General features: G+C 70.3%; 19 protein-coding genes. 12 read left to right on the forward strand and 7 right to left on the reverse strand.

What is annotated here, in order from left to right; translation table 11 throughout:
* Positions 1-10: 10 nt before the first annotated feature.
* A complete protein-coding gene (gene rpsF, locus K1T35_RS47160; RefSeq protein WP_220258113.1) occupies positions 11-376 on the reverse strand; it encodes a 30S ribosomal protein S6 in 366 nt (121 codons plus the stop codon).
* A gap of 239 nt (positions 377-615) precedes the next feature.
* Between rpsF and K1T35_RS47165 the strand changes: the two genes are divergently transcribed.
* The 3 genes from K1T35_RS47165 to K1T35_RS47175 all read left to right on the forward strand — a co-directional run bounded on the left by K1T35_RS47165 (position 616) and on the right by K1T35_RS47175 (position 3,668).
* Positions 616-1,386, forward strand: coding sequence for a deoxyribonuclease IV (locus tag K1T35_RS47165; protein WP_220258114.1), 771 nt, complete (start codon positions 616-618; stop codon positions 1,384-1,386).
* A 97-nt stretch (positions 1,387-1,483) separates the two neighbouring features.
* Positions 1,484-2,836 (forward strand): glycosyltransferase family 87 protein, encoded by a 1,353-nt coding sequence (locus K1T35_RS47170; protein ID WP_370645548.1) that lies wholly within the window; start codon positions 1,484-1,486, stop codon positions 2,834-2,836.
* Positions 2,837-3,176: 340 nt separating this feature from the next.
* The gene (locus K1T35_RS47175; RefSeq protein ID WP_220258116.1) at positions 3,177-3,668 is read left to right on the forward strand and encodes a hypothetical protein; all 492 of its coding nucleotides are present in this window, start codon (positions 3,177-3,179) and stop codon (positions 3,666-3,668) included.
* Positions 3,669-3,681: 13 nt separating this feature from the next.
* On the opposite strand, the gene K1T35_RS47180 is transcribed toward K1T35_RS47175, so the two are convergent.
* Genes K1T35_RS47180 through K1T35_RS47195 form a run of 4 tightly spaced genes read right to left on the reverse strand, consistent with a single transcriptional unit; the run spans position 3,682 to position 8,779 of the window.
* Complete coding sequence (locus K1T35_RS47180) at positions 3,682-4,275, reverse strand: CoA pyrophosphatase (protein ID WP_220258117.1); 594 nt, start codon at positions 4,273-4,275, stop codon at positions 3,682-3,684.
* A 19-nt stretch (positions 4,276-4,294) separates the two neighbouring features.
* Entirely contained in the window at positions 4,295-5,812 is a 1,518-nt protein-coding gene (locus K1T35_RS47185) for a glycosyltransferase family 87 protein (RefSeq protein WP_220258118.1), read from the reverse strand.
* The gene (locus tag K1T35_RS47190; protein WP_220258119.1) at positions 5,809-8,334 is read right to left on the reverse strand and encodes a transglycosylase domain-containing protein; all 2,526 of its coding nucleotides are present in this window, start codon (positions 8,332-8,334) and stop codon (positions 5,809-5,811) included. Before K1T35_RS47190 ends, K1T35_RS47185 begins: the two co-directional genes overlap by 4 nt.
* Positions 8,335-8,368: 34 nt before the next feature.
* Positions 8,369-8,779: a DUF5318 domain-containing protein gene (locus tag K1T35_RS47195; RefSeq protein ID WP_220258120.1), complete on the reverse strand. Its 411-nt coding sequence runs from the start codon at positions 8,777-8,779 to the stop codon at positions 8,369-8,371.
* A gap of 179 nt (positions 8,780-8,958) precedes the next feature.
* On the opposite strand from K1T35_RS47195, the gene K1T35_RS47200 reads away from it, so the two are divergent.
* The 4 genes from K1T35_RS47200 to K1T35_RS47215 all read left to right on the forward strand — a co-directional run bounded on the left by K1T35_RS47200 (position 8,959) and on the right by K1T35_RS47215 (position 12,564).
* On the forward strand, positions 8,959-9,546 hold the full coding sequence (locus tag K1T35_RS47200) for a PadR family transcriptional regulator (protein WP_220263306.1): 588 nt from the start codon (positions 8,959-8,961) through the stop codon (positions 9,544-9,546).
* On the forward strand, positions 9,539-10,618 hold the full coding sequence (locus K1T35_RS47205; RefSeq protein ID WP_220258121.1) for an inositol-3-phosphate synthase: 1,080 nt from the start codon (positions 9,539-9,541) through the stop codon (positions 10,616-10,618). The genes K1T35_RS47200 and K1T35_RS47205 overlap by 8 nt, the downstream gene beginning before the upstream one ends.
* A 549-nt stretch (positions 10,619-11,167) precedes the next feature.
* Positions 11,168-11,665 carry a C40 family peptidase gene (locus tag K1T35_RS49560; protein WP_370645284.1) on the forward strand — a complete coding sequence of 166 codons (498 nt, stop codon included), beginning with the start codon at positions 11,168-11,170 and terminating at the stop codon, positions 11,663-11,665.
* A 485-nt stretch (positions 11,666-12,150) separates the two neighbouring features.
* Complete coding sequence (locus tag K1T35_RS47215) at positions 12,151-12,564, forward strand: DUF1707 domain-containing protein (protein ID WP_255621414.1); 414 nt, start codon at positions 12,151-12,153, stop codon at positions 12,562-12,564.
* 4 nt (positions 12,565-12,568) lie between these two features.
* Here K1T35_RS47215 and K1T35_RS47220 read toward each other — a convergent pair whose 3' ends face one another.
* Complete coding sequence (locus K1T35_RS47220; protein ID WP_220258123.1) at positions 12,569-13,408, reverse strand: helix-turn-helix domain-containing protein; 840 nt, start codon at positions 13,406-13,408, stop codon at positions 12,569-12,571.
* Positions 13,409-13,525: 117 nt separating this feature from the next.
* Between K1T35_RS47220 and K1T35_RS47225 the strand changes: the two genes are divergently transcribed.
* The 5 genes from K1T35_RS47225 to K1T35_RS47245 all read left to right on the forward strand — a co-directional run bounded on the left by K1T35_RS47225 (position 13,526) and on the right by K1T35_RS47245 (position 17,203).
* The gene (locus K1T35_RS47225) at positions 13,526-13,777 is read left to right on the forward strand and encodes a hypothetical protein (RefSeq protein WP_220258124.1); all 252 of its coding nucleotides are present in this window, start codon (positions 13,526-13,528) and stop codon (positions 13,775-13,777) included.
* Positions 13,778-13,841: 64 nt separating this feature from the next.
* Complete coding sequence (locus K1T35_RS47230; RefSeq protein WP_220258125.1) at positions 13,842-14,834, forward strand: ABC transporter substrate-binding protein; 993 nt, start codon at positions 13,842-13,844, stop codon at positions 14,832-14,834.
* On the forward strand, positions 14,834-15,595 hold the full coding sequence (locus tag K1T35_RS47235; RefSeq protein WP_220258126.1) for an ABC transporter permease: 762 nt from the start codon (positions 14,834-14,836) through the stop codon (positions 15,593-15,595). Before K1T35_RS47230 ends, K1T35_RS47235 begins: the two co-directional genes overlap by 1 nt.
* Complete coding sequence (locus K1T35_RS47240) at positions 15,592-16,392, forward strand: ABC transporter permease (RefSeq protein ID WP_255621415.1); 801 nt, start codon at positions 15,592-15,594, stop codon at positions 16,390-16,392. The genes K1T35_RS47235 and K1T35_RS47240 overlap by 4 nt, the downstream gene beginning before the upstream one ends.
* A complete protein-coding gene (locus K1T35_RS47245) occupies positions 16,379-17,203 on the forward strand; it encodes an ABC transporter ATP-binding protein (RefSeq protein WP_220258128.1) in 825 nt (274 codons plus the stop codon). Before K1T35_RS47240 ends, K1T35_RS47245 begins: the two co-directional genes overlap by 14 nt.
* Here K1T35_RS47245 and leuS read toward each other — a convergent pair.
* Positions 17,187-20,063 carry a leucine--tRNA ligase gene (leuS, locus tag K1T35_RS47250; RefSeq protein ID WP_220258129.1) on the reverse strand — a complete coding sequence of 959 codons (2,877 nt, stop codon included), beginning with the start codon at positions 20,061-20,063 and terminating at the stop codon, positions 17,187-17,189. The two genes, K1T35_RS47245 and leuS, sit on opposite strands and share 17 nt — an antisense overlap.
* Positions 20,064-20,216 lie beyond the last annotated feature (153 nt).

The following is a 20,216-nucleotide window of genomic DNA, read 5'->3' on the forward strand; positions in this document are numbered from 1 at the left end:
GCGCGCGCCCTCAGCCCGCGGTGGCGGGCGTGGCCCGCTTCGGCTCGGTGGCGGGAGCAGCAGGTGCAGCAGCACGCGCTGCGCTCTTCTTCGGCTCGCGCCGCATGACCTTCGTGCGCAGCACGGACTCGTTGAGGCCCAGCTGGCGGTCGAGCTCGGCAACGGTGGCCGGCTCGCAGGTGACCTCGAGGACGGCGTAGATGCCCTCCGCGTGCTTCGCGATCTCGAAGGCGAGGCGGCGCTTGCCCCACACCTCGATCTTCTCGACGGTGCCCTTGTCTGTGCGCACGACGTTGAGGAACGTCTCAAGGGACGGCGTCACAGTGCGCTCGTCAAGGCTCGGGTCGAGGATGACCATCAGCTCGTAATGACGCATGAGAACCACTCACCTCCTATGGACTGGAACGGCCGCGGTCCTTCCGCGACAGGAGGTTCTCATCGGACCCCGACAGAATCGCCGCCATCGGCGGCGCACACGGCGCTCGGCGAGCGCCGGTCGGGGTGACGCATCGAGGCTACCAGCGCGAACGCCGCGGCCCGTGCGCGGGACCGCCGTTCCCGATCGCACACGCACCCATGGCACCGCTGTCGGGGCTGGTCACTACTCTGGCTCGCATGCTCATCGGGGCACACGCTCGCGAGGACGACCCGCTCGTCTCGGCAGCGGAACGCGGAGCCGACATCGTGCAGCTGTTCCTCGCCGACCCGCAGAGCTGGAAGAAGCCGCCGAGCCATCCACAGGCCGCGCAGCTGCGGGAAAGCGATCTCACCGTCGTCGTGCACTCGCCCTACCCGGTCAACCTGGCCTCGCTCAACAACCGCATCCGCATCCCCTCGCGGAAGATCGTGGTGCAGCACGCGGAGCTCGCCGCCGAACTCGGCGCGATCGGGCTCGTCGTCCACGGCGGGCACGTCACGCAGGGCGAGGACGCCACGAAGGGCTTCGAGAACTGGCGCAAGTTCATCGAGCGGCAGATGGACGAGGGCGGGTTCGCGGTCCCGATCTTCATCGAGAACACGGCTGGCGGGGAGAACGCGATGGCCCGCCGGTTCGAGGACATGGCCCGCCTGTGGGACGCGGTGGGCGAGTTCGGTGTCGGCTTCTGCCTCGACACCTGCCACGCGTTCTCCGCGGGCGTGGAGCTGGTGGACGTCGTCGACCGCGCAAAGGCCATCACCGGCCGGATCGACCTGGTCCACCTCAACAACTCGCGTGACGAGTTCGGCTCCTCCCGCGACCGCCACGCCAACATCGCCGACGGCACGATCGACCCCGAAGCCCTGGTGGCCGTGTGCGCCGCGGCGGGCGCACCTGTCGTGGTCGAGACGCCTGCCGATGGCCAGGCCGCCGACATCGCCTTCCTGCGTGAGCGGCTCGGATCGTGACGCCGGTCGTGGCGGAGCCCGTCAGCGGGTCGGGGCCGTGACCGGCGCCGCGGTGAGCACCGCGCCGGGCGAGCAGGTGGCGGCCGCTGTGCACCCGGTGGCCCGCACCGGGCGCATCGTGCTGGCGGTGCTCGTGCTGCTCACCGGCATCACGCTGCTGCTCGGCTTCGCGAACAAGGCCCGCTGCACCGGCCCCGAGTTCGACGAGACCGGCCGCAGCACCCCCGACTACGGGGTCCGCATCGAGCGCGACGTCTGCTACTCCGACATCCAGCACCTCTGGATCGGCCGCGACATCGACCACCACGTCTTCCCGTACGTCAGCGGGTCGATCACGGCAGACGGGCAGCTCCTCGGCGGCTCCGTGGAGTACCCGGTGCTCACCGGGCTGCTGATATGGGGGGGCGCGCTGTTCGCCCACACCGACGCCGGCTTCCTGCTCGGATCGGCGCTGCTGATGGCGCCGTTCGGGCTGGTCACCGGATGGCTGCTGGGCCGGCTCGCGCGCTGGAGGGCGCTGCTGTGGGCGTTGGGGCCGCCCCTTGTGCTCTACGCGTTCCACAACTGGGACCTCCCGGTGGTGGCCTGCGCCGCGGCCGCCGTGTTCGTCGTGCACGGCTGGCGCACCGACCGCACGCTCGCCCAGCGCGGCACCGTGGCGGGCGTGCTGCTGGGGCTGGGCTTCGTGTTCAAGCTGTACCCGGGCGCGTTCGTGCTGCCGCTCGCGCTGTACGTACTCGCGACGGCGCGGCCCGGCCGGTTGGACTGGCGGGCAGCGGTCCGCGTGCCGCTCGCGACGGCGGCCACCGTGGTGCTGGTGAACGTGCCGTTCATGCTGGCCGGCTACGAGGGCTGGCGGGCGTCGTTCACCTTCCAGCAGCTGCGCAAGGTCGACTTCACCACCAACTCGATCTGGTTCTGGGGGTTCCGTCCCGAGTCCGACCCCGACAACGTCGACTTCCAGTCGACGATGGACTGGCTCTCGCCCACGCTGGTACTGCTGTCGTTCGCGGTGGCCGCCGCGGTGGGCTGGTGGCGGTACCGCCGCGACGGGATCTACCCGTGGGTCGGGGTGAGCGCCGCGATGCTGTGCGGCTTCCTGCTGCTGCACAAGGTCCACTCGCCGCAGTACACGCTGTGGCTCCTGCCGTTCTTCGTGCTGGTGCAGGTGCCGTGGTCGCTGGTGGTGGCCTACCTGCTCACCGACCTCGCGATGGGGATCGGCATCTTCCGCTGGTACTACCAGCTCCACAACGACATCCCCTCCGGCATCTACGACGGATTCGCGGCACAGGCCGTCACCATCGGGGTGTGGGGCAGGGCGGCGTTGTTGGTGGCGTTGTTCGTCGTGTTCCTGCGCATCCCCGACCGGCTCGCCGCCGTGCCGCCGCCGCGGCGCACGCCACAGGCCGAGTCGGTGCCGACCGCGGGGGACGCTAGAGCTCTTTGAGGGTCTGCAGCACGGGCGTCGTCTCGATGGCGCGGATGGCGTCGAGCTCAGCGACCGCGATCCTCGGTGCTGTCTTCCTTCGCGGCCTCGGCGACCCTCCCGCGGCGACGACCGCCGTCGAGCGGACATTCTGGATCGCGCTGGCGCTCACCGCCCTCACGGCCGTCCCTGACATGATCATGGTCGCCCCCGCACACCCGATCGTCGCCAGTCCCGGTCGGCGACGGCGTTTCGCCGCCGGAATGTCGGTCCCTCGCGGTACGGTGCGAACCACAACATCTAGTGGCGATGTCACGAGAATCACCTAGATGTGGCATCGGAAAGGAAAATCGGCCCGTTCATGGCGCTTCCCGAACGCACCAGCGACCCAGCCCCGTCGGCACGGCAGCGGATGCCCCGCTACCGCCGAGGTACCACGACCTCGTTCGAGGTCGCCGGCACCGAGTTCTGCGTCATCGCCAATGCTGACGAGCACGGGTCGCTCGGCGAGGTGTTCGCGAGGTTCGGCAAGGAGGGCTCCACGACGGCCGGTCTCATGGACCTGCTGTCGATCGCCATCTCGCTCGGCCTGCAGCACGGTGTCCCGCTGGAGACGTTCGTGACGAAGTTCCGGAACCAGCGCTTCGAGCCGATGGGGATGACGGACGACCCCGAAATCCCCCACGCCACCTCCGTGGGTGACTACCTCGCCCACCGGTTGGCCCGCGACTGGCTGGATGTCGACTCCCGCAAGGAGCTCGACCTCCTCACCCCCGACGAGGAAGCCGAGCTGCCCGCCGACGCCTACGCACCCACCCCGCTGCGCCGCCCGGCACGGGTGACGCGGCCGTAACGCCCTGTCCGCTCTACCTCCAGGCGAACACCGGCTGCTCGAAGTGGGCGACCCGGGTCGCGCGGCCACGTAGCACCACCTCGCGGAACTGGTGGAGCACGGCGGCCGTGGGCGCGTGCACGCTCCGGCCGAGGATCGGAAGCTGGATCACGGGCGCGTCCGACTCGGCGATCGTGACGAACCGCGGCTCCACGTCGATCACGTCGAGCGGCACCCGGTGGACCTCGGACACCTCCACCGGGTTCGGCCGGAGCACCGGCTCGGTGCCCGCCCACAACACCACCGGGGTGATCAGGTATCCGGATCGGGTGGCGTAGTCGTCGAGGAGGCCGAGCTCGGCGTCGGCGTCCAGCACGAGGCCGAGCTCCTCGGCGAGCTCGCGGCGGGCCGCTGCCCCCGGGGCCTCACCCGGGTCGGCGCGGCCGCCCGGCAGCGCCCACTGGCCGGCGTGCCCGCGCAGGGTCGCCGCGCGCCTCGTGAGCAGGAACGCCGCACCGTCCGCGACGACGGTGATCCCGACGGCCGCCTGCTTCAGGTCCGGCCGATCGAGCGGCCTGCGGGCGAAACGGCGCAACGCGGCGTCGGCCTGATCGCGGGTGAGGAGCACACCGGCAGCCTGCCAGCCATCAGCGGGTCGCGCTGACCACCTGCGACGATGGTGTGGGCACGGCAGCAGGCCAGTCCGGATCCGCCTCCGGCCGCCTACCCGGCGCCGCGCGCACCGGGTCGGTGTCCGGGCGGAGCACCGAGCGCACCACCAGCACGCACAGCAACACCACGAACGCGTCCCGGACCACGACGGTGCCGAGGAACCAGTCCGGTGGCAGGCCCTTGTTCGCCGGGGTGAGGTAGTAGTACATCCGCGGGGCCCACACGAGGGCATCCACCGCCATCCACGCCAGCAGCAGCCGCCAGCGGGGGAGCGCGAGCACGGCAAGCGGCACGAGCCACAGGGAGTACTGCGGGCTCCACACCTTGTTGACCAGCAGGAACGTCGCCACCGTGAGGAAGGCGAGCGACGCCACCCTCGGCGGCTGCGGTGCGCGCAGCGCGACCACGCAGATGCCGACGCAGCACAGCACGAAGAGCACGGCCGACACGGCGTTGAGCACAACGGGTTGTTCACCGTCGGCGAGCTTGCCGTCGAAGCCGGCCCAACCGGTGAAGTACTGCACGACGAAGTAGAGCGAGTCGGGGTCGGCAGGACGGGTGCGGTTGAGCCGGAAGAACTCCGCCCATCCCGTGGGGTACAGCAGCGCAACCGGCGCGTTGACGAGCACGAACGCACCCACGGCCGCGCCGATCGTGCGCAGGGCAGTGCCGATCCGGCGTCTGCGTACCGCCACGAGCAGGACGGGAAGGAGCAGCATCAGCGGATAGAACTTGAAGGCGCCCCCGATGCCGAGCAGTACGCCCGCGAGCAGCGGTCTGCGGCGGGCGAAGGCGAGCATCCCCGCCGTGGCGCAGGCGACGGCGAGCGCGTCGAAGTTGGTGAACACGTGCACCGCGACGAGCGGGGAGAGTGCGACGAGCGCAGCGTCCCACGGCCGGTTCGGCCGAAGCGCGCGCACCGCCCACACGACCACGAGCCACGCCAGCGCCAGCCACGCGGCACTGATGTCGAAGTACACGACGACGGGCAGCGCCGTCGGCAGGATCGGGACCACGCCCGCGGCCCACACCCACGCGTCGGCGAGCCGCGCGTTGGCGTACTGGAAGTACCCGGTGAGCACCGGGTACTCCATGTACCGCACCTGCTCGTCGTCGGTGCCCTCCCCGTCGATCCACGGATCGCGGTAGGGAACGGCACCGCGGTCGAGCCCCTCGATCCCCCAGAGCGGGACCGTGTCGGAGTAGCACATCGCGACGTACTGGCGGTTGTTGCGCCAGTCGAGCGCGACGGTGCCGTCATCGGTGGTGTACTGCTGCAGGCACGGTGCCTTGCCCAGCCAGCCCAAGGCCAGCACCGCCACCGCGAGCAGCAGGACCACGCGCAGCGGCGTCCAGAACCGGCTCCGGCCGACCAGGGCGTGCCGGCCGAGCGGCCCGCCGACCACCCGGCTCGCGGCGGTGGCGAGCGGCTCGGTCCACGTGGGGATGACGCGCGCGGGCGGGGCGTCCGGCTCCCGAACCCGCGGACTCACCCGACGGGACCGCTGTCGGAGGTCTCGTTGAGCGCCGAACGGTTCGACTGCCCGCGGTTCGACGACGACCCCGACGTGCCCGTGCCGGAAGTGCCACTGTCCTGCGTGCCTGCGGACGTGGGCTGGTCATTGCTGCCGCTGCCGCTGCCGCTGTCGTCGTCGCCACCGGAGCGGCCCGAACGGGAGTTGTTGTCGCTGGAGGAACCGTTGTCGTCGTCGGACGACCTGTTGGAGTCGCTGTCGCGGTCCTCGTCGCTGTCGCTGTCGGAGTTCTCGTCCTCGTCCTCGTCGTCGGGCGAGGACGATTCATCGGAGACGTCGCTGGTCGGCGGCGTGCCCATCGGCAGGAAGGTGGAGAACGGCTCCGTCGGGTCGTCCTCGGTGGCCGTCTTCATGAACTCGTGCCAGATCTTGCCGGGCAGGCCACTGCCGAAAATCGGCTGCTTCTGGGCGTCGCGGATCGGCTCGCTCTTGTCCGTGCCCACCCAGACAGCCGTTGCCTTGTTCGGGGTGAACCCGACGAACCATGCGTCCCGGTTGTCACGGGCGCTGCCCTCGAGCTGCGCGGTGCCCGTCTTGGCCGCGACCTGCTGGTTGGGAAGGGCGTAACCCTTCTTGGGAGCCACCCCGAGCATCGCCTCGATGACGTTGCGCGCCACCTGCTGCGACATGACCTGCCGCCCGTCGTCGCCGGATCGCTCGTACAGGACCTCGCCGTCGGCCGCCTCGACGCGCGACACGATGTAGGGCTCGTGGTAAATGCCTTCCGCGGCGAACGTGGCGTAGGCGGATGCCATGTCGATCGGGTGCACCTCCTTGTCGCCCAGCGAGACACCGCCGTTCGCGTTCTGCAGGAGGTCGTCCGGGATGCCGGCCTGGTGGGCCGCCTTGACGACGTTGTCGATGCCGGTCTGGATACCCAGCTCGTAGAACCAGGTGTTGATCGACTCGGTCATCGCGTACTCGGCGCCGCACAGGGTGCAGCTGACGCCTTCGACGTTGCGCACCACGCCGGCCCGGCCTGGGAACGCCCGCGGTCCGCTGCCGTCGAGCTGGGTGCCCAGCCCGAAGTTCGGTTCGTTCTCCAGCGCGGCGGCCAGCACGAAGGGCTTGAACGACGACCCGGGCTGGCGGAAGGCCTCGCCCGCGTAGTCGAGGGCCAATCCCTCGGTCCCGCCGTAGTAGCTGATGATCGCCCCGGTCTTCGGGTCGATGGAGACCAGCCCGGAGCGCAGGTTGTCGGGCTGTCTCGCCATCTGCTTCTTCACGGTGTCCACGGCCTCGGCCTGCAGCGGCTGCTGGACCGTGGTGGTGACCGTGACGCCGCGGGTGTTGATGACGTCCGAGGTGATGCCCTTCGCCTCGAGCTCCTTCAGGGCGCGCTCGTAGATGTGGTACCGGTCGTCATCAGGGATGCCGCCACCGGTCTGGTCGGGGATCTCGGGAAGCTGCGGGAACGTCTGCGCTGCCCGCTCGCCGCGGTCGAGCCAGCCCTGCTCGACCATTCCGTCGAGCACGAAGTTCCACCGTTCCTGCGAACGCTCGGGGTTTTTCGCCGGGTCCCAGCGCGACGGGGACTGGATCACCCCGGCGAGCATGGCGCCCTCCGACACCGTGAGCTGACCGACGTCCTTGTTGAAGTACGCCTTCGCCGCCGCCTGGATGCCGTACGCACCCCGGCCGAGGTAGATCGTGTTGAGGTAGTTCTCGAGGATCTCGTCCTTGGTCTTCTCCCGGGAGATCTTGACCGCGAGGACGACCTCCTTGTACTTGCGCCACGCGGAGAAGTCGTCCTCTCCGGTGGAGACCTTGATGTACTGCTGGGTGATGGTCGAACCGCCGCCGACTCCACCGGTCAGCTGGTTGTAGACCGCGCGAGCGATGCCGACGAAGTCGAAGCCGGGATTGGAGTAGAAGGAACGGTCCTCCGCGGACAGCACGGCGTCGCGCACGTGCTTCGGCACCTTGTCGAGTGTGACGGCGACCCGGTTCTCGTTCTCCGGGCGCACGGTGGCGAGGTCCTCGCCGCGCGCGAACTTGAACGTGGCCACCTGCGCGAGCGCCACGTCCTGCGACGACGGCACGGGGAACATGAACCAGCCGACGACGAACGCGACGAACGGTCCGATCAGCAGCAGCCCGAGCACGACGTAGGAGATCCGGCGCACCCGCCGCCACGGCGAGACCTTCTTCCGGCCACGGCCCGCAGCGGAGGGCCGGCGCGGGCGTTCGGCCACCGCGGTGCGGGCACCGTGACCGGACACGACGGCCGTGGGATCACCGTCGTCGTGGGTGAGCAGAGGTACCGCCGAGTTGGTGTCCGGCGTGCGCCTGCCGGACGCGACCGGCGGACCATCGGCGCGGTAGCGCTGCGGGGTGCCACGGGAATCCGGTGGCGGTGCCTGCCGGCGCTGCGGGCCACCCGGCCCGCCGGGGCCGCCATGGCGGGGCGGCGGGCCGCCGTACGGTTGCCGGGGGCGGCCCCTCGGCGCGTCGAACCGGGGGTCGCGCTGATCACTCACCGCTGCTCCGGGGGTTCGGGGGAAGGGTTTGCGGTCACTCGGCGGCGGTCCTGCGTCGGTCGGACCTGCGGCTGTGGGGAGCGTCGCCCGTGCCCATCACGTAGGACAGGACGAGATGATTCCAGCTGCAGGTGCGGCAGACCTCCACCACGTACACGGAGAAGTCGGCGTAGACGTTCGCCAGCTGCTCGATCTCCTCGGGCTTGCGTGCTGATCCCGCGGCGTGCTTGAGCTCGTCGCCGAAGATCCACGAGACCTGGGTGAGTCGTTCCTTGCGGCAGACCGGACACGCGCGATCGGTGGCTTCGCCGTGGAAACGCGCTGCTCGGAGCAGGTACGGGCTCGCATCGCAAACCTCGGCGACACCGACCCGACCGGAGTGGACGTCGGCGAGCAGCGCACGGCGCTGCAACGCGTAGTCGACCACCTGCCGCTGGGTGCGCACCCGGTCAGGGTACGCGGAGAGCGCCGGCGATCGTGGAGAACGCCTCCAACCGGCCCGATCGATCGACGACGGGTCGTCCTGACGCGCTCTCGGGACTGCAGGCAGATGTATCGGCTCGATATACTGGGGCATGCTATCGGCGCGTGCCATCACAGCGCGGCAACGGAGGTGAGGTCGTCGTGCTCGAGCTGGCGATCCTCGGCCTGCTCCAGGAGGCGCCTGTCCACGGCTACGAGCTGCGCAAGCAGCTCGCGCTCCGGCTGGGCAGCTTCCGGCTGTTCTCCTACGGGTCGTTGTACCCGGCGCTGCGCCGACTCACCCGTGCCGGCCTGATCGTCGAGGATCCCGACCAGCCCCCGCCGGAGTCCGGCGCATGGCCGCGGCGGAGCCGGCGTGTGTATCGGATCACTGCCGAGGGCAAGGAGCGCCTCGCCGAGCTGCTGTCCGAGTCCGGACCCCACGCGTGGGACGACGAGGGCTTCGGCGTCCACCTCGCGTTCTTCTCCCGCACGCCGGCCGAGGTGCGGATGCGGATCCTCGAGGGCAGGAGGCGTGCCGTCGAGGAACGCAGGGAGGGGCTCCGCGCGGCCCTCGGCAGGGCCCGCGAGCAGATCGACAACTACACCCAGCAGCTCCACCAGCTCGGCCTCGACGCGTGCGAGCGGGAGGTGCGGTGGCTCAACGAGCTGATCGCCACCGAGCGTGCGGCGCGGGACGGGGTGGAACCCGCAGACCAGGAAGACGAGAGAAGGAGCCGCCATGAGTGAGGTCCGTGTCGCCGTCGTCGGCGTGGGTAACTGCGCGGCGTCGCTGGTGCAGGGCGTGCACTACTACGCGGACGCCGATCCGGCCACGCGCGTCCCCGGCCTGATGCACGTCGACTTCGGCGGCTACCACGTGCGCGACATCACGTTCGTGGCCGCGTTCGACGTCGACGCCAAGAAGGTGGGGCGCGACCTCTCGGAGGCGATCACCGCCAGCGAGAACAACACCATCAAGATCTGCGACGTCCCGCCGCTCGGCGTCCCGGTGCAGCGCGGCCACACGCTCGACGGCCTCGGCCGGTTCTACCGCGAGACGATCGACGAGTCCGACGACGAGCCGGTCGACGTCGCGCGTGTGCTCCGCGATACCCGTGCCGACGTGCTGGTGTCCTACCTGCCGGTCGGCAGCGAGGCGGCCGACCGCTTCTACGCGCAGGCGGCGATCGACGCTGGGGTGGCGTTCGTCAACGCGCTGCCGGTGTTCATCGCCTCCGACCCCGAGTGGGCGGAGAAGTTCCGCGTCGCGGGCGTGCCGATCATCGGTGACGACATCAAGAGCCAGGTCGGCGCCACCATCACCCACCGCGTGCTCGCCCGCCTGTTCGAGGACCGCGGGGTGCAGGTGGACCGCACGATGCAGCTGAACGTCGGCGGGAACATGGACTTCCTGAACATGAAGGAGCTGGAGCGGCTGGAGTCGAAGAAGGTCTCCAAGACCCAGTCGGTCACCTCCCAGGTCGACCGCGAGCTCGGCAAGGACAACGTCCACATCGGGCCGTCGGACTACGTCGCGTGGCTCGACGACCGCAAGTGGGCCTACGTGCGGCTCGAGGGAAGGGCGTTCGGCGACGTGCCGCTGAACCTGGAGTACAAGCTCGAGGTCTGGGACTCGCCCAACTCCGCGGGGATCATCATCGACGCCGTGCGGGCGGCCAAGCTGGCCAAGGACCGGGGCATCGGCGGGCCGGTGCTCTCCGCGGCGAGCTACTTCATGAAGTCCCCTCCCGAGCAGTACAGCGACGACGTCGCCCGCCAGGCGGTGGAGGAGTTCATCCGCGGCGAACGAGAGCGCTGACACCGCTCCGCGTACGTCGGCCCCGGCCGTGGCCCTGTCGCCACGACCGGGGCCGATTCGTTTGCAGACCACCAACCTTTCCGAAAGCACCGGATCCGTTCCATTATGGAAGGGGTTTCACTCGTCTGCTCCAATAACGAACGCATCACGGCACATCTCGTGTCGCAGGTCACCGGGTTGCACAGATCAACTCGTTGATGGAGCAGTACGAGCGTCCGGGACGTGCCCTATTCGGTGCAGTGAGCGGTGAGCAGGTTCACCGGATAGCGCCTGCATAATTGAGATGTTCGTCATGGCTGGGCATCGAAATGCGTTCGTAATGTGCCAGACGGCCCTGCGCCACCGACGCTCAACCAGGGCGGCGGGCGCAGGGTCACCGCCGGACAGGCGGGATGCGGCACGGCCCGGATGCCAAACCAGGGGCCGTGCACGGCGCGTCCCGCCGGCTCCGCGGGCTTCCCCCGGCCCGCTGGGACCCCGTCCGTCGGTGCTACCCCGAGGACCACCGTGCCCAAGCATCTCCCCGCTCTAGCGCTTCGCGTCGCCGTCGTGACCACCACTGCTGCCGCCGCCTCCGTCTTCGCGGTGCTCCCCGCCACCGCCGAGGGCACCCCTGCCGCCCCCGTTGCGCTGGCCGTCACCCCGGTCGTGAAGACCGCGCCCTCCCTCGTAGAGCCCGCCGTCGCGGGCGCGCCGGCCGCCGCGACGCGGGCCGCGGCTGTCGACCTCGCCAAGAGCAAGGTCGGCTCGCCGTACCGGTACGGGGCGACCGGTCCGAACGCCTTCGACTGCTCCGGCCTCGTATCGTGGGCGTTCAAGAAGGCGGGCAAGTCGCTGCCGCGTACCAGCCGGGCACAATCGAAGGTCGGTACGCCGGTCTCGCGCGACGAGCTGCAGCCCGGTGACCTCGTCTTCTTCTACAAGCCGGTCAGCCACGTCGGCATCTACATCGGCGACAACAAGATCGTGCACGCGAGCACCCGCAAGAGCCCGGTCAAGATCTCCGACATGAGCCGGATGAAGTTCAACTCCGCGCGCCGCATCTAGTGGCCCCCGGCCGGACTTCGTGATCATCGTCTGATCACAGGACTCGGGGAGCATCCCGGTACGGCGGAGCAGCCGGCGCATCCCGTGTCGGTCGACGCAGCCGGTCGCGGTGCGTTCCGCGGAACGCACGGGCGGCCCTGCCTCGGCGCCGTACCACTTCAGATCATGGAAGCGAAGATCGCGAATAGCGGTTGTCCATGGCTGCCGGCACAGCCATGAGCAACCGATACTTCGGATCATGGGCGAGGATGCCGCCACCTCTGCTCAGCTCGGCCATGAGGCTCCCGTCGCCGGCGCAGCGCAGCTGTTGCGCAACGCGTCCGGTGCGGGCGCCGGGCCACTCGGACAGGCACGAACCGCACGGTGGTCTCGAGCCCCACCGGGCCTACCCCCAGTGCCGCGCAGCTGCGTACATCGAAGGGGCCAGTCCCGGATCTGTCGGCAGATCGATGCTCGATACCACCTGCGCTCGTACCATCGGCTGGGTGAGCTCCGAGGCCGACCGCAGCCGCCTGCGCATCTCCGACGCCGACCGCGCCGCGACGGCCGAGCGGCTGCGGATCGCGCTCGACGAGGGCCGGCTCGACCTCACCGAGTACGACGACCGGGTGCGCTCGGCGTACGCCGCAACCACCTACGGCGAGCTCGAGCCCATCACGGCCGACCTGCCACCGGTGACCGTGCCGGCGGTGAAGGAACCGGCCGCGCCCGTGGAACGCCAGAAGTGGCTCAACGAGTGGCGCGAGTGGCTCGGCGGCGCGGTCATCATGATCGCCATCTGGGGCACGACGTCGCTGGTGTCCGGGTCGCTGCACGCGTTCTGGCCCGCGATCCCGCTCGGGATCTGGGCCGCCGTCCTCCTCGCAGGTGCGCTCGGCAACAAGGAGAAGGACGCCTGAGGCGCTATCGCGCGGCGTCGGCGGCGATCGCCAGCAGCGAGAGCGCGTCGTGATCCGGCGTGCCCTGCGCTGCTTGGTGGACGATGATCCGCGTGCTGCCGTCGCCCGTGCGGAGCACCTCCCACGTCAGGGAGATCGTCCCCACCGTCGGGTGGTGGAGGACCTTCTGCGCGCCGATCTTGCGACGGACGTCGTGACGCTCCCAGAGCGCTGCGAACTCCGGACTCGCCGCGGACAGTTCCTCGACCAGCGCGGTGACGTCGGGCGCGTCCGGGTCGCTGGCGAGCACGGTCCGCAGGTCGGCCACCGCTCCCGCCGCCGAGGACCGCCAGTCGTCGAACAGCGCCGGGGCGTCCCGGTGCCGGAACATGTAGCGGATCGTGTTCCGGCGGGCAGGCGGCCACTCCGCGAATCCGTGGTAGAGCGCGAGGCCCTCCGCGTTTGCGGCGAGGACGTCGCTCGTGCGGCTCAGCACCAGCGCTGGGCAAGGCCGCAGGTTCTCCAGCAGCAGGCGCATGCTCGCCGTGACCGTCCGGTCCGGCGGGTGGTGCACCGGCCTGCGCCGGGCGACGTGGTCGGCGAGCCCGAACAGGTGGGCCCGCGCCTCGTCGTCGAGCTGCAGCGCGCTGGCCAGCGCTCCGAGCACCGCGCTGCTCGGGTTCGTCTCCTTGCCCTGCTCCAGCCGTATGTAGTAGTCGACGCTCACCCCGGCGAGCGCGGCCAGCTCCTCCCGCCGCAGGCCGGGCGTGCGCCGCAGGCCCACACCGACGGGCAACCCAACATCGTCGGGCCGGATCCGGGCCCGCCGAGCCCGCAGGAAGGCGGCCAGCGCTGTAGAGCTCACGACACCCATCGTCCCAGCCACCCGGCTGCGGTGGGTGGCCCTGACACTGCCACCGGCACGGCAACCAGGAACGACGCACCCTGAACGACCGGCGGCGCCGCGGGCACGGTGGGAGCCATGACGACTTCCGTGCCTGAACGACCCGCAACGGCCCGGGCCACCGGTCCGCGGCGCTGGAAGATGTGGGTGCTTCTGACCTGCACGATCTACCCGCTGATCCTCGTCATCGTCACTGTGACGGATCCGTTCGTCCACGCGCTCCCCGCCCCACTGCGCTTCCTCGCCGTCGTACCGCTCATGACCGCATCGGTGGTGTGGGCCGTGCTGCCGCAGATCCAGCGCTGGTTCGGCCGCTGGCTGACGCGGTGAAGCATCGCTGATTGGCAAGAACTGGCCTGGTGCAGGGCACTGCGATCCCCGTACGGTCGCACGCATGCTCGGGGGGATCGGCGGGCGCCTGCGCACGGCCGCTGTCGCGCTCATGCTCACATTCGGTGTCACGGCAGGGGCGGCGGGCTGCGGACTTCTCGGTGGGTCCGAGCCGGAGCCGGCCGCGGAGGGCGCGCCGCCACGGCTCACGGTTTCCATCATGCCCACCACCGACCTGGCCCCGTTCCACCTCGCCGTGCAGAACGGGTACTTCGACGCCGAGGGTGTGCGGGTGGAATCCGTGCCGGCGCCGAGCGGGCAGGCCTCGCTCGCAAAGCTCATCGGCGGTGAGGTGGACATCGCCTACAGCAGCTACACCCCGTTCTTCGTGGCGCAGAGCCAGGGAGCCGCGGACCTGAAGTTCGTGGCGGACGCCTCTTCTGCCGCCCCGAACACGACGATGATCGTGGCCTTGCCCGGCTCCGGGGTGCGATCGGTCGCCGATCTCGCGGGCAAGCGCATCGCCGTCACCGCGACCAACACGATCTCCGACACGCTCGTGAAGGCGGTGATGCGGGAGGCCGGCGTCGACTTCTCGGGCGTGCAGTGGATCAGCGTCCCCTTCCCGGAGACGGCCCCCGCGCTCGCCCGTGGTGACGTCGACGCGGCCTTCCTCACCGAACCGTTCATCACGCTGGCGGCTCGGAGCGTCGGCGCGGCGCCGATCGTCGACACCGCGACCGGACCGACGGCGGAGCTGCCCACGGCGGGGTATGCCGCTCTCGCAGGGTTCGCCGACGAGAACCGGGACGCGATAGCCGCCTTCCAGCGGGCGATGGCGAAGGCCACCGACGAGGCTGCTGACCGAGCCAAGGTGGAGCCGCTGCTCGTGGCGAACTCCGGGATCGACGCCGAGACGGCCTCCGCCACCGCACTGCTGACGTTCCGCTCGGCGCTCGACGCTCGCGAGCTGCAGCGGGTCCCCGACCTGCTCCTCGAGTTCGGGGTGCTCCGGGAGCGGGTGGACGCATCGGCCATGATCAGCCCAACGGCCTAGTGTCGGCGGTGCGGAGCCTTGCCGGGCTGCTCGCCGTGCTTGCGTTGTGGGAGGGCAGTACCCGAGTAGGACTGGTGGACGCCCGGTTCGTGCCGCCGCCGTCGGTGGTCCTCGTCCGGGTGGCCGAGCTACTGGGCAGTGAGGCGTTCCTGCGCGACGTGATCGCCACGGTGCTGGCGTGGGCGATAGCGCTCGGCATCGCCGTGGCGATCGCCGTGCCGGCGGGCTTGGTGCTCGGCAGCGTCCGAGCCGTGCGCATCGCGACGCGGGCACTCGTCGAGCTGCTCCGCCCGATCCCGTCCGTCGCGCTGATCCCGCTGGTGATCCTGCTCGTCGGCGGCGGCCCGGAAGCCAAGATCACGCTCGCGGTGTACGCCTCGATCTGGCCGATCCTCTACAACACCGTCTACGGACTCGACGAGATCGACCCGCTGCTCACCGAGACCGCACGGGCCTGCGGCACGCCGCGACTGCACATCGCCACATCGGTCGCCCTTCCCTGTGCCGCGCCGTTCATGGTCACCGGCGTGCGGCTCTCCGCCGCCATCGCGCTCATCGTGGTGGTGAGCACCGAGTTCCTCGCGGGTGCGAGCCGGGGTATCGGCAGCGCGATCCTCCAGGCGAGCAGCGGTGCCGGCCGCATGGACCTCGTCCTCGCGGCCACGTTCGTCGCGGGCGCGATCGGATTCGCGATCAACGAAGGGCTGGAACGGCTGGCTAGGCGCGCCTTCCCGTGGAGCACCGTGGCGAGCGCGGCGTGAACGGACTGCTGCTCCGATCTTCGGTTCTCGTTCCGGCCCTCGTCGCATGGGAGGCCGCCACGCGCTCGGCTGGCAGCGCGTTCTTCCCCCCGCCGAGCGCGATCGCCGCCGCGGCGGCGCGGCTGTGGTTCAGCGGACCTGCCACCCAAGCGTTCCTGGCCGACACCGTCTTCGAGGACGTCCTGCCCAGCGTGGTCCGCGTGCTCACCGGCTGGCTCATCGCCGTCGTGCTCGGAGTCACGGCAGGTGTCGCACTCGGCCGGTCCCGCGTCGCACTCGACTACGTCGGCCCTCAGCTCGCCTTCGCACGTGCGGTTCCCCCGCCCACGCTCATCCCGGTGTTCCTGGTGCTGTTCGGCATCGGAAGCACCATGCAGATCGCCACGATCGTCTTCGGTGCGCTGTGGCCCGTCCTGCTCAACGCCGCCGATGGAGCCCGCTCGCTCGACAGCGTGCAGGAGGACACGGCCAGATCCCTGCGCACCCCACTCGCATACCGGATCACGATGGTCGTGCTCCCCGCGGCCCTGCCGAAGATCTTCGCCGGGCTGCGGCTCAGCCTGTCGATCGCCGTGCTTCTCATGGTCGTGTCCGAGCTGGTCGGCGCCGCCAACGGGATCGGCTACGAGCTGATCTTCGCCCAGCGCCAGTTCGACTTCCCGGTCATGTGGGCCTGGATCGCCCTGCTCGGCCTCTTGGGGTACGGGCTCAACACGATCCTGCTCGTCGTCGAGCGGCGGGTGTTGCGCTGGCAGCCGTCTCGTGCGTCCCGGAAGGCCACGGATGTCCCTGCTTGAGGTGAGAGAGCTCGGCCATGTGTTTCCCGGCGGGCATCGGGCCATCGCGGAGCTCAGCTTCACGGTGGACGCGGGCGAACTCGTGTGCGTGGTCGGCCCGTCCGGATGTGGGAAGTCGACGCTGCTGCGCGCCGTGGGCGGGCTCCTCCCGCCGTCGAGCGGGGAAGTCCGGCTACACGGCGATCCTGTTCGCGGGGTGCCGGTCGATCTCGCCGTCGTGTTCCAGGACTACAGCCGCTCGCTCTTCCCCTGGCTCTCGACCCGCCGCAACGTCGAGTTCCCGCTGCGGTGGCGCGGGCTCGACCGCGCCGAGCGCCGCGAGCGGGCCACTGAGGCCCTGAGCGCCGTCGGGCTCGCCGATGCGGGGGAGCGGTTCCCGTGGCAGCTGTCCGGTGGGATGCAGCAGCGGGCGGCGATCGCTCGTGCGCTCGCGTGCCGACCCGCCGTGCTGCTCATGGACGAACCGTTCGCGTCGGTTGACGCGCAGACGCGACTCGAGTTGGAGGACCTGCTCCGTCAGGTGCAGCGGGAGCCTCGGGGGATGGAAGCCGGCGGAGCTTGCGGAGCCGGCGGGGCGGGTAAGCACTGCACCGTGCTCCTCGTCACGCACGACATCGACGAGAGCGTCTATCTCGCCGACCGGGTGCTGGTGCTCTCCCCGTCCCCGGCGACGATCGTCGCGGACCTGGCGGTCGGCCTGCCGGCCGACCGCGACCAGATCACGACGCGCGAGTCGCCGGAGTTCGTCGCGCTGCGCGGCGAGATCGCCCGGCTGCTCCGCGGACCGGCCGGAGTCAGATCACCACGTTGACCAGCCTGCCGGGCACCACGATCACCTTGCGAGGCGCCCGGCCGTCCAGCGCCGCGACGACCTTCTCGTCGGCCAGCGCAGCGGCTTGCACCTGGTCGGGCGAGGCGTCGGCCGGCACCGTGACGCGTGAGCGCACCTTGCCGTTGATCTGGATCGGGTACTCGACCGTGTCGGCCACCAGGTACCGCTCGTCGGCCACCGGGAACGGGTGATAGGCCAGCGAGCCATCGTGGCCCAGCAGCGACCACAGCTCCTCGGCGATGTGCGGCGTCAGCGGCGCCATCATCAGCACCAGCGGCTCCGCGACGGAGCGGGGCACGCCGACCGCGCCGTAGACCTTGGTCAGGTGGTTGTTCAGCTCGATCAGCTTGGCGGCGGCCGTGTTGTAGCGCAGCGCGAAGAAGTCGCTGTGCACGCCGGCGATCGCCCGGTGCAGCACCCGCAGCGTCTCGGTGTCGGGCTCGTCATCGGTGACCCGGACCGCGCCGGTCTGCTCGTCCACCAGGTTGCGCCACACACGCTGCAGGAACCGGTGCGAACCGATGACGTCACGGGTGGACCAGGGCCGGGACACCTCCAGCGGGCCCGTCGACATCTCGTACAGGCGGAAGGTGTCGGCGCCGTAGCGGTCGCACATCTCGTCGGGCGTCACCACGTTCTTCAGCGACTTGCCCATCTTCCCGTACTCCTGGCGCACGGGTTGGCCGTTCCACGTGAAACGCCCCTCTTCGTCCTCGACCACCTCCTCGGCCGGGACGTAGGCGCCGCGGGCATCGGTGTAGGCGTACGCCTGGATGTAGCCCTGGTTGACCAGCCTGCGGAACGGCTCCTCCGAGCTCAGGTGGCCCAGGTCGTGCAGGACCTTGTGCCAGAACCGCGCGTACAGCAGGTGCAGCACCGCATGCTCGACGCCGCCGACGTACAGGTCGACACCGCCGGGGTCGCCCGGTCGCGACGGGTCCTTGCCCAGCCAGTACTGCTCGACGTCCGGATCGACGAACCGCTCGTTGTTCTCCGGGTCCAGGTAGCGGATCGGGTACCAGCACGAGCCGGCCCACTGGGGCATCGTGTTGGTTTCACGGCGGTAGTGCCGCAGGCCGTCCCCCAGGTCCAGGTCGACCTCCACCCATTCGGTGGCGCGCGACAGCGGCGGCTCCGGCTCGGTGTCGGCGGCATTCGGGTCGTAGGTCTTGGGGGAGACGTCGTCGACGTCGGGCAGCTCGACCGGCAGCTGGTCGGCGGGCAGCGCGACCGGACCGTCCTCGTCCCAGGCGATCGGGAACGGCTCGCCCCAGTACCGCTGGCGGGAGAACAGCCAGTCGCGCAGCTTGTACTGCACCACTGCCTCGCCCGCGCCCCGCGCGGCCAGCCAGTCGGTGATTGCCCGCTTCGCCTCGGCGACGCCCATGCCGTTCAGGCTGATCTCGGCGTTCGCCGAGTTGATCGCCGGACCCTCCCCGGTGTACGCCTCGCCGTCCCAACCCTCGCTCGGCTGGACAGTGCGCACGATCGGCAGGCCGAAGGCCTCTGCGAAGTCCCAGTCGCGCTGGTCCTGCCCCGGCACGGCCATGATCGCGCCGGTGCCGTAGCCCATCAGCACGTAGTCGGCGACGAACACGGGGATCCGCTCGTCGTTGACCGGGTTGATGGCGTACGCACCGGTGAAGACGCCGGTCTTCTCCTTGTACTCCTGGCGGTCCAGCTCGGACTTGCGCTCCGCCGCAGTCCGGTACGCGGCAACCGCCTCCCGCGGATCGGCCGCTCCACCGGTCCACCGGGGGTCGACGCCGGCCGGCCACTCCTGGGGGACGATCGCGTCGACCAGCGGATGCTCAGGGGCCAGCACCATGTACGTGGCGCCGAACAGCGTGTCCGGCCGCGTGGTGAAGACCTCGATCGCCGTGCCGTCGATGGGGAAGCGGACCTGCGCGCCCTCGGAGCGACCGATCCAGTTCCGCTGCATCGTCTTGATCGAGTCCGGCCAGTCCAGCCGGTCCAGGTCGTCGATCAGGCGGTCGGCGTAGGCCGTGATCCGCATCATCCACTGCTTCAGGTTGCGGCGGAACACGGGGAAGTTGCCCCGCTCGCTGCGCCCGTCGGCGGTGACCTCCTCGTTGGCCAGCACCGTGCCCAGCCCGGGGCACCAGTTGACGGGCGCCTCGGAGATGTAGGCCAGCCGGTAGCCGTCGATCACAGCCCGCTGCTCGGCCCGCGTCAGCTCGCACCAGCCGCGCCCGTCAGGCGTGCGCCTCTTGTCCTGCGCGAACTCCGCCTCCAGTTCGGCGATGGGCCGCGCCTTCTGCTGCTTCTCGTCGTACCAGGAGTTGAAGATCTGCAGGAAGATCCACTGGGTCCAGCGGTAGAACTCGACGTCGGTGGTGGCCACCGAGCGGCGCTCGTCGTGGGCCAGGCCCAGCTGCCGCAGCTGCGCCTTGTAGCGCTGGATGTTCTCCTCGGTGGTCGTGCGCGGGTGCGTGCCGGTCTGTACCGCGTACTGCTCTGCCGGCAGGCCGAACGCGTCGAAGCCCATCGCGTGCAGCACGGTGCGGCCGTTCATCCGCAGGTAGCGGCCCAGCACGTCGGTGCCGATGAAGCCCAGCGGGTGGCCGACGTGCAGTCCCGCACCGGACGGGTAGGGGAACATGTCCAGCAGGTAGACCTTCTCGCGACCGATGGCCTCCGGGTCGGCCCACGGCCCGGACGGGTTCGGCGCGTGGAACGTGCCCTCGTTCTCCCACCGGTCCTGCCAGCGACGCTCGATCCGCGTGGCCAGCGCGGCGCCGTACCGGAACGGTGGGGCGCCGTCGTTGCTGGGAGCGTCGGCCCGCTCCGGCGCGGCTGCGGTCGTGTCCGTGCTCATGTCCCGCTCCTGGGAAGTCCGTGGGTGGCCCGAAAAACCAGAAGACCCCCCTGCTCGAGGCAGGAGGGGTCGGCCGCGCCGGGGCGTGTGCGACACGCTCAGTGCGGCGCGGCCTCGAGAAGGAGTCGGCGGGCCACGTCCCCAGGGTAGCGC

This window comes from Pseudonocardia sp. DSM 110487 (assembly GCF_019468565.1).
GTDB lineage: Bacteria > Actinomycetota > Actinomycetes > Mycobacteriales > Pseudonocardiaceae > Pseudonocardia.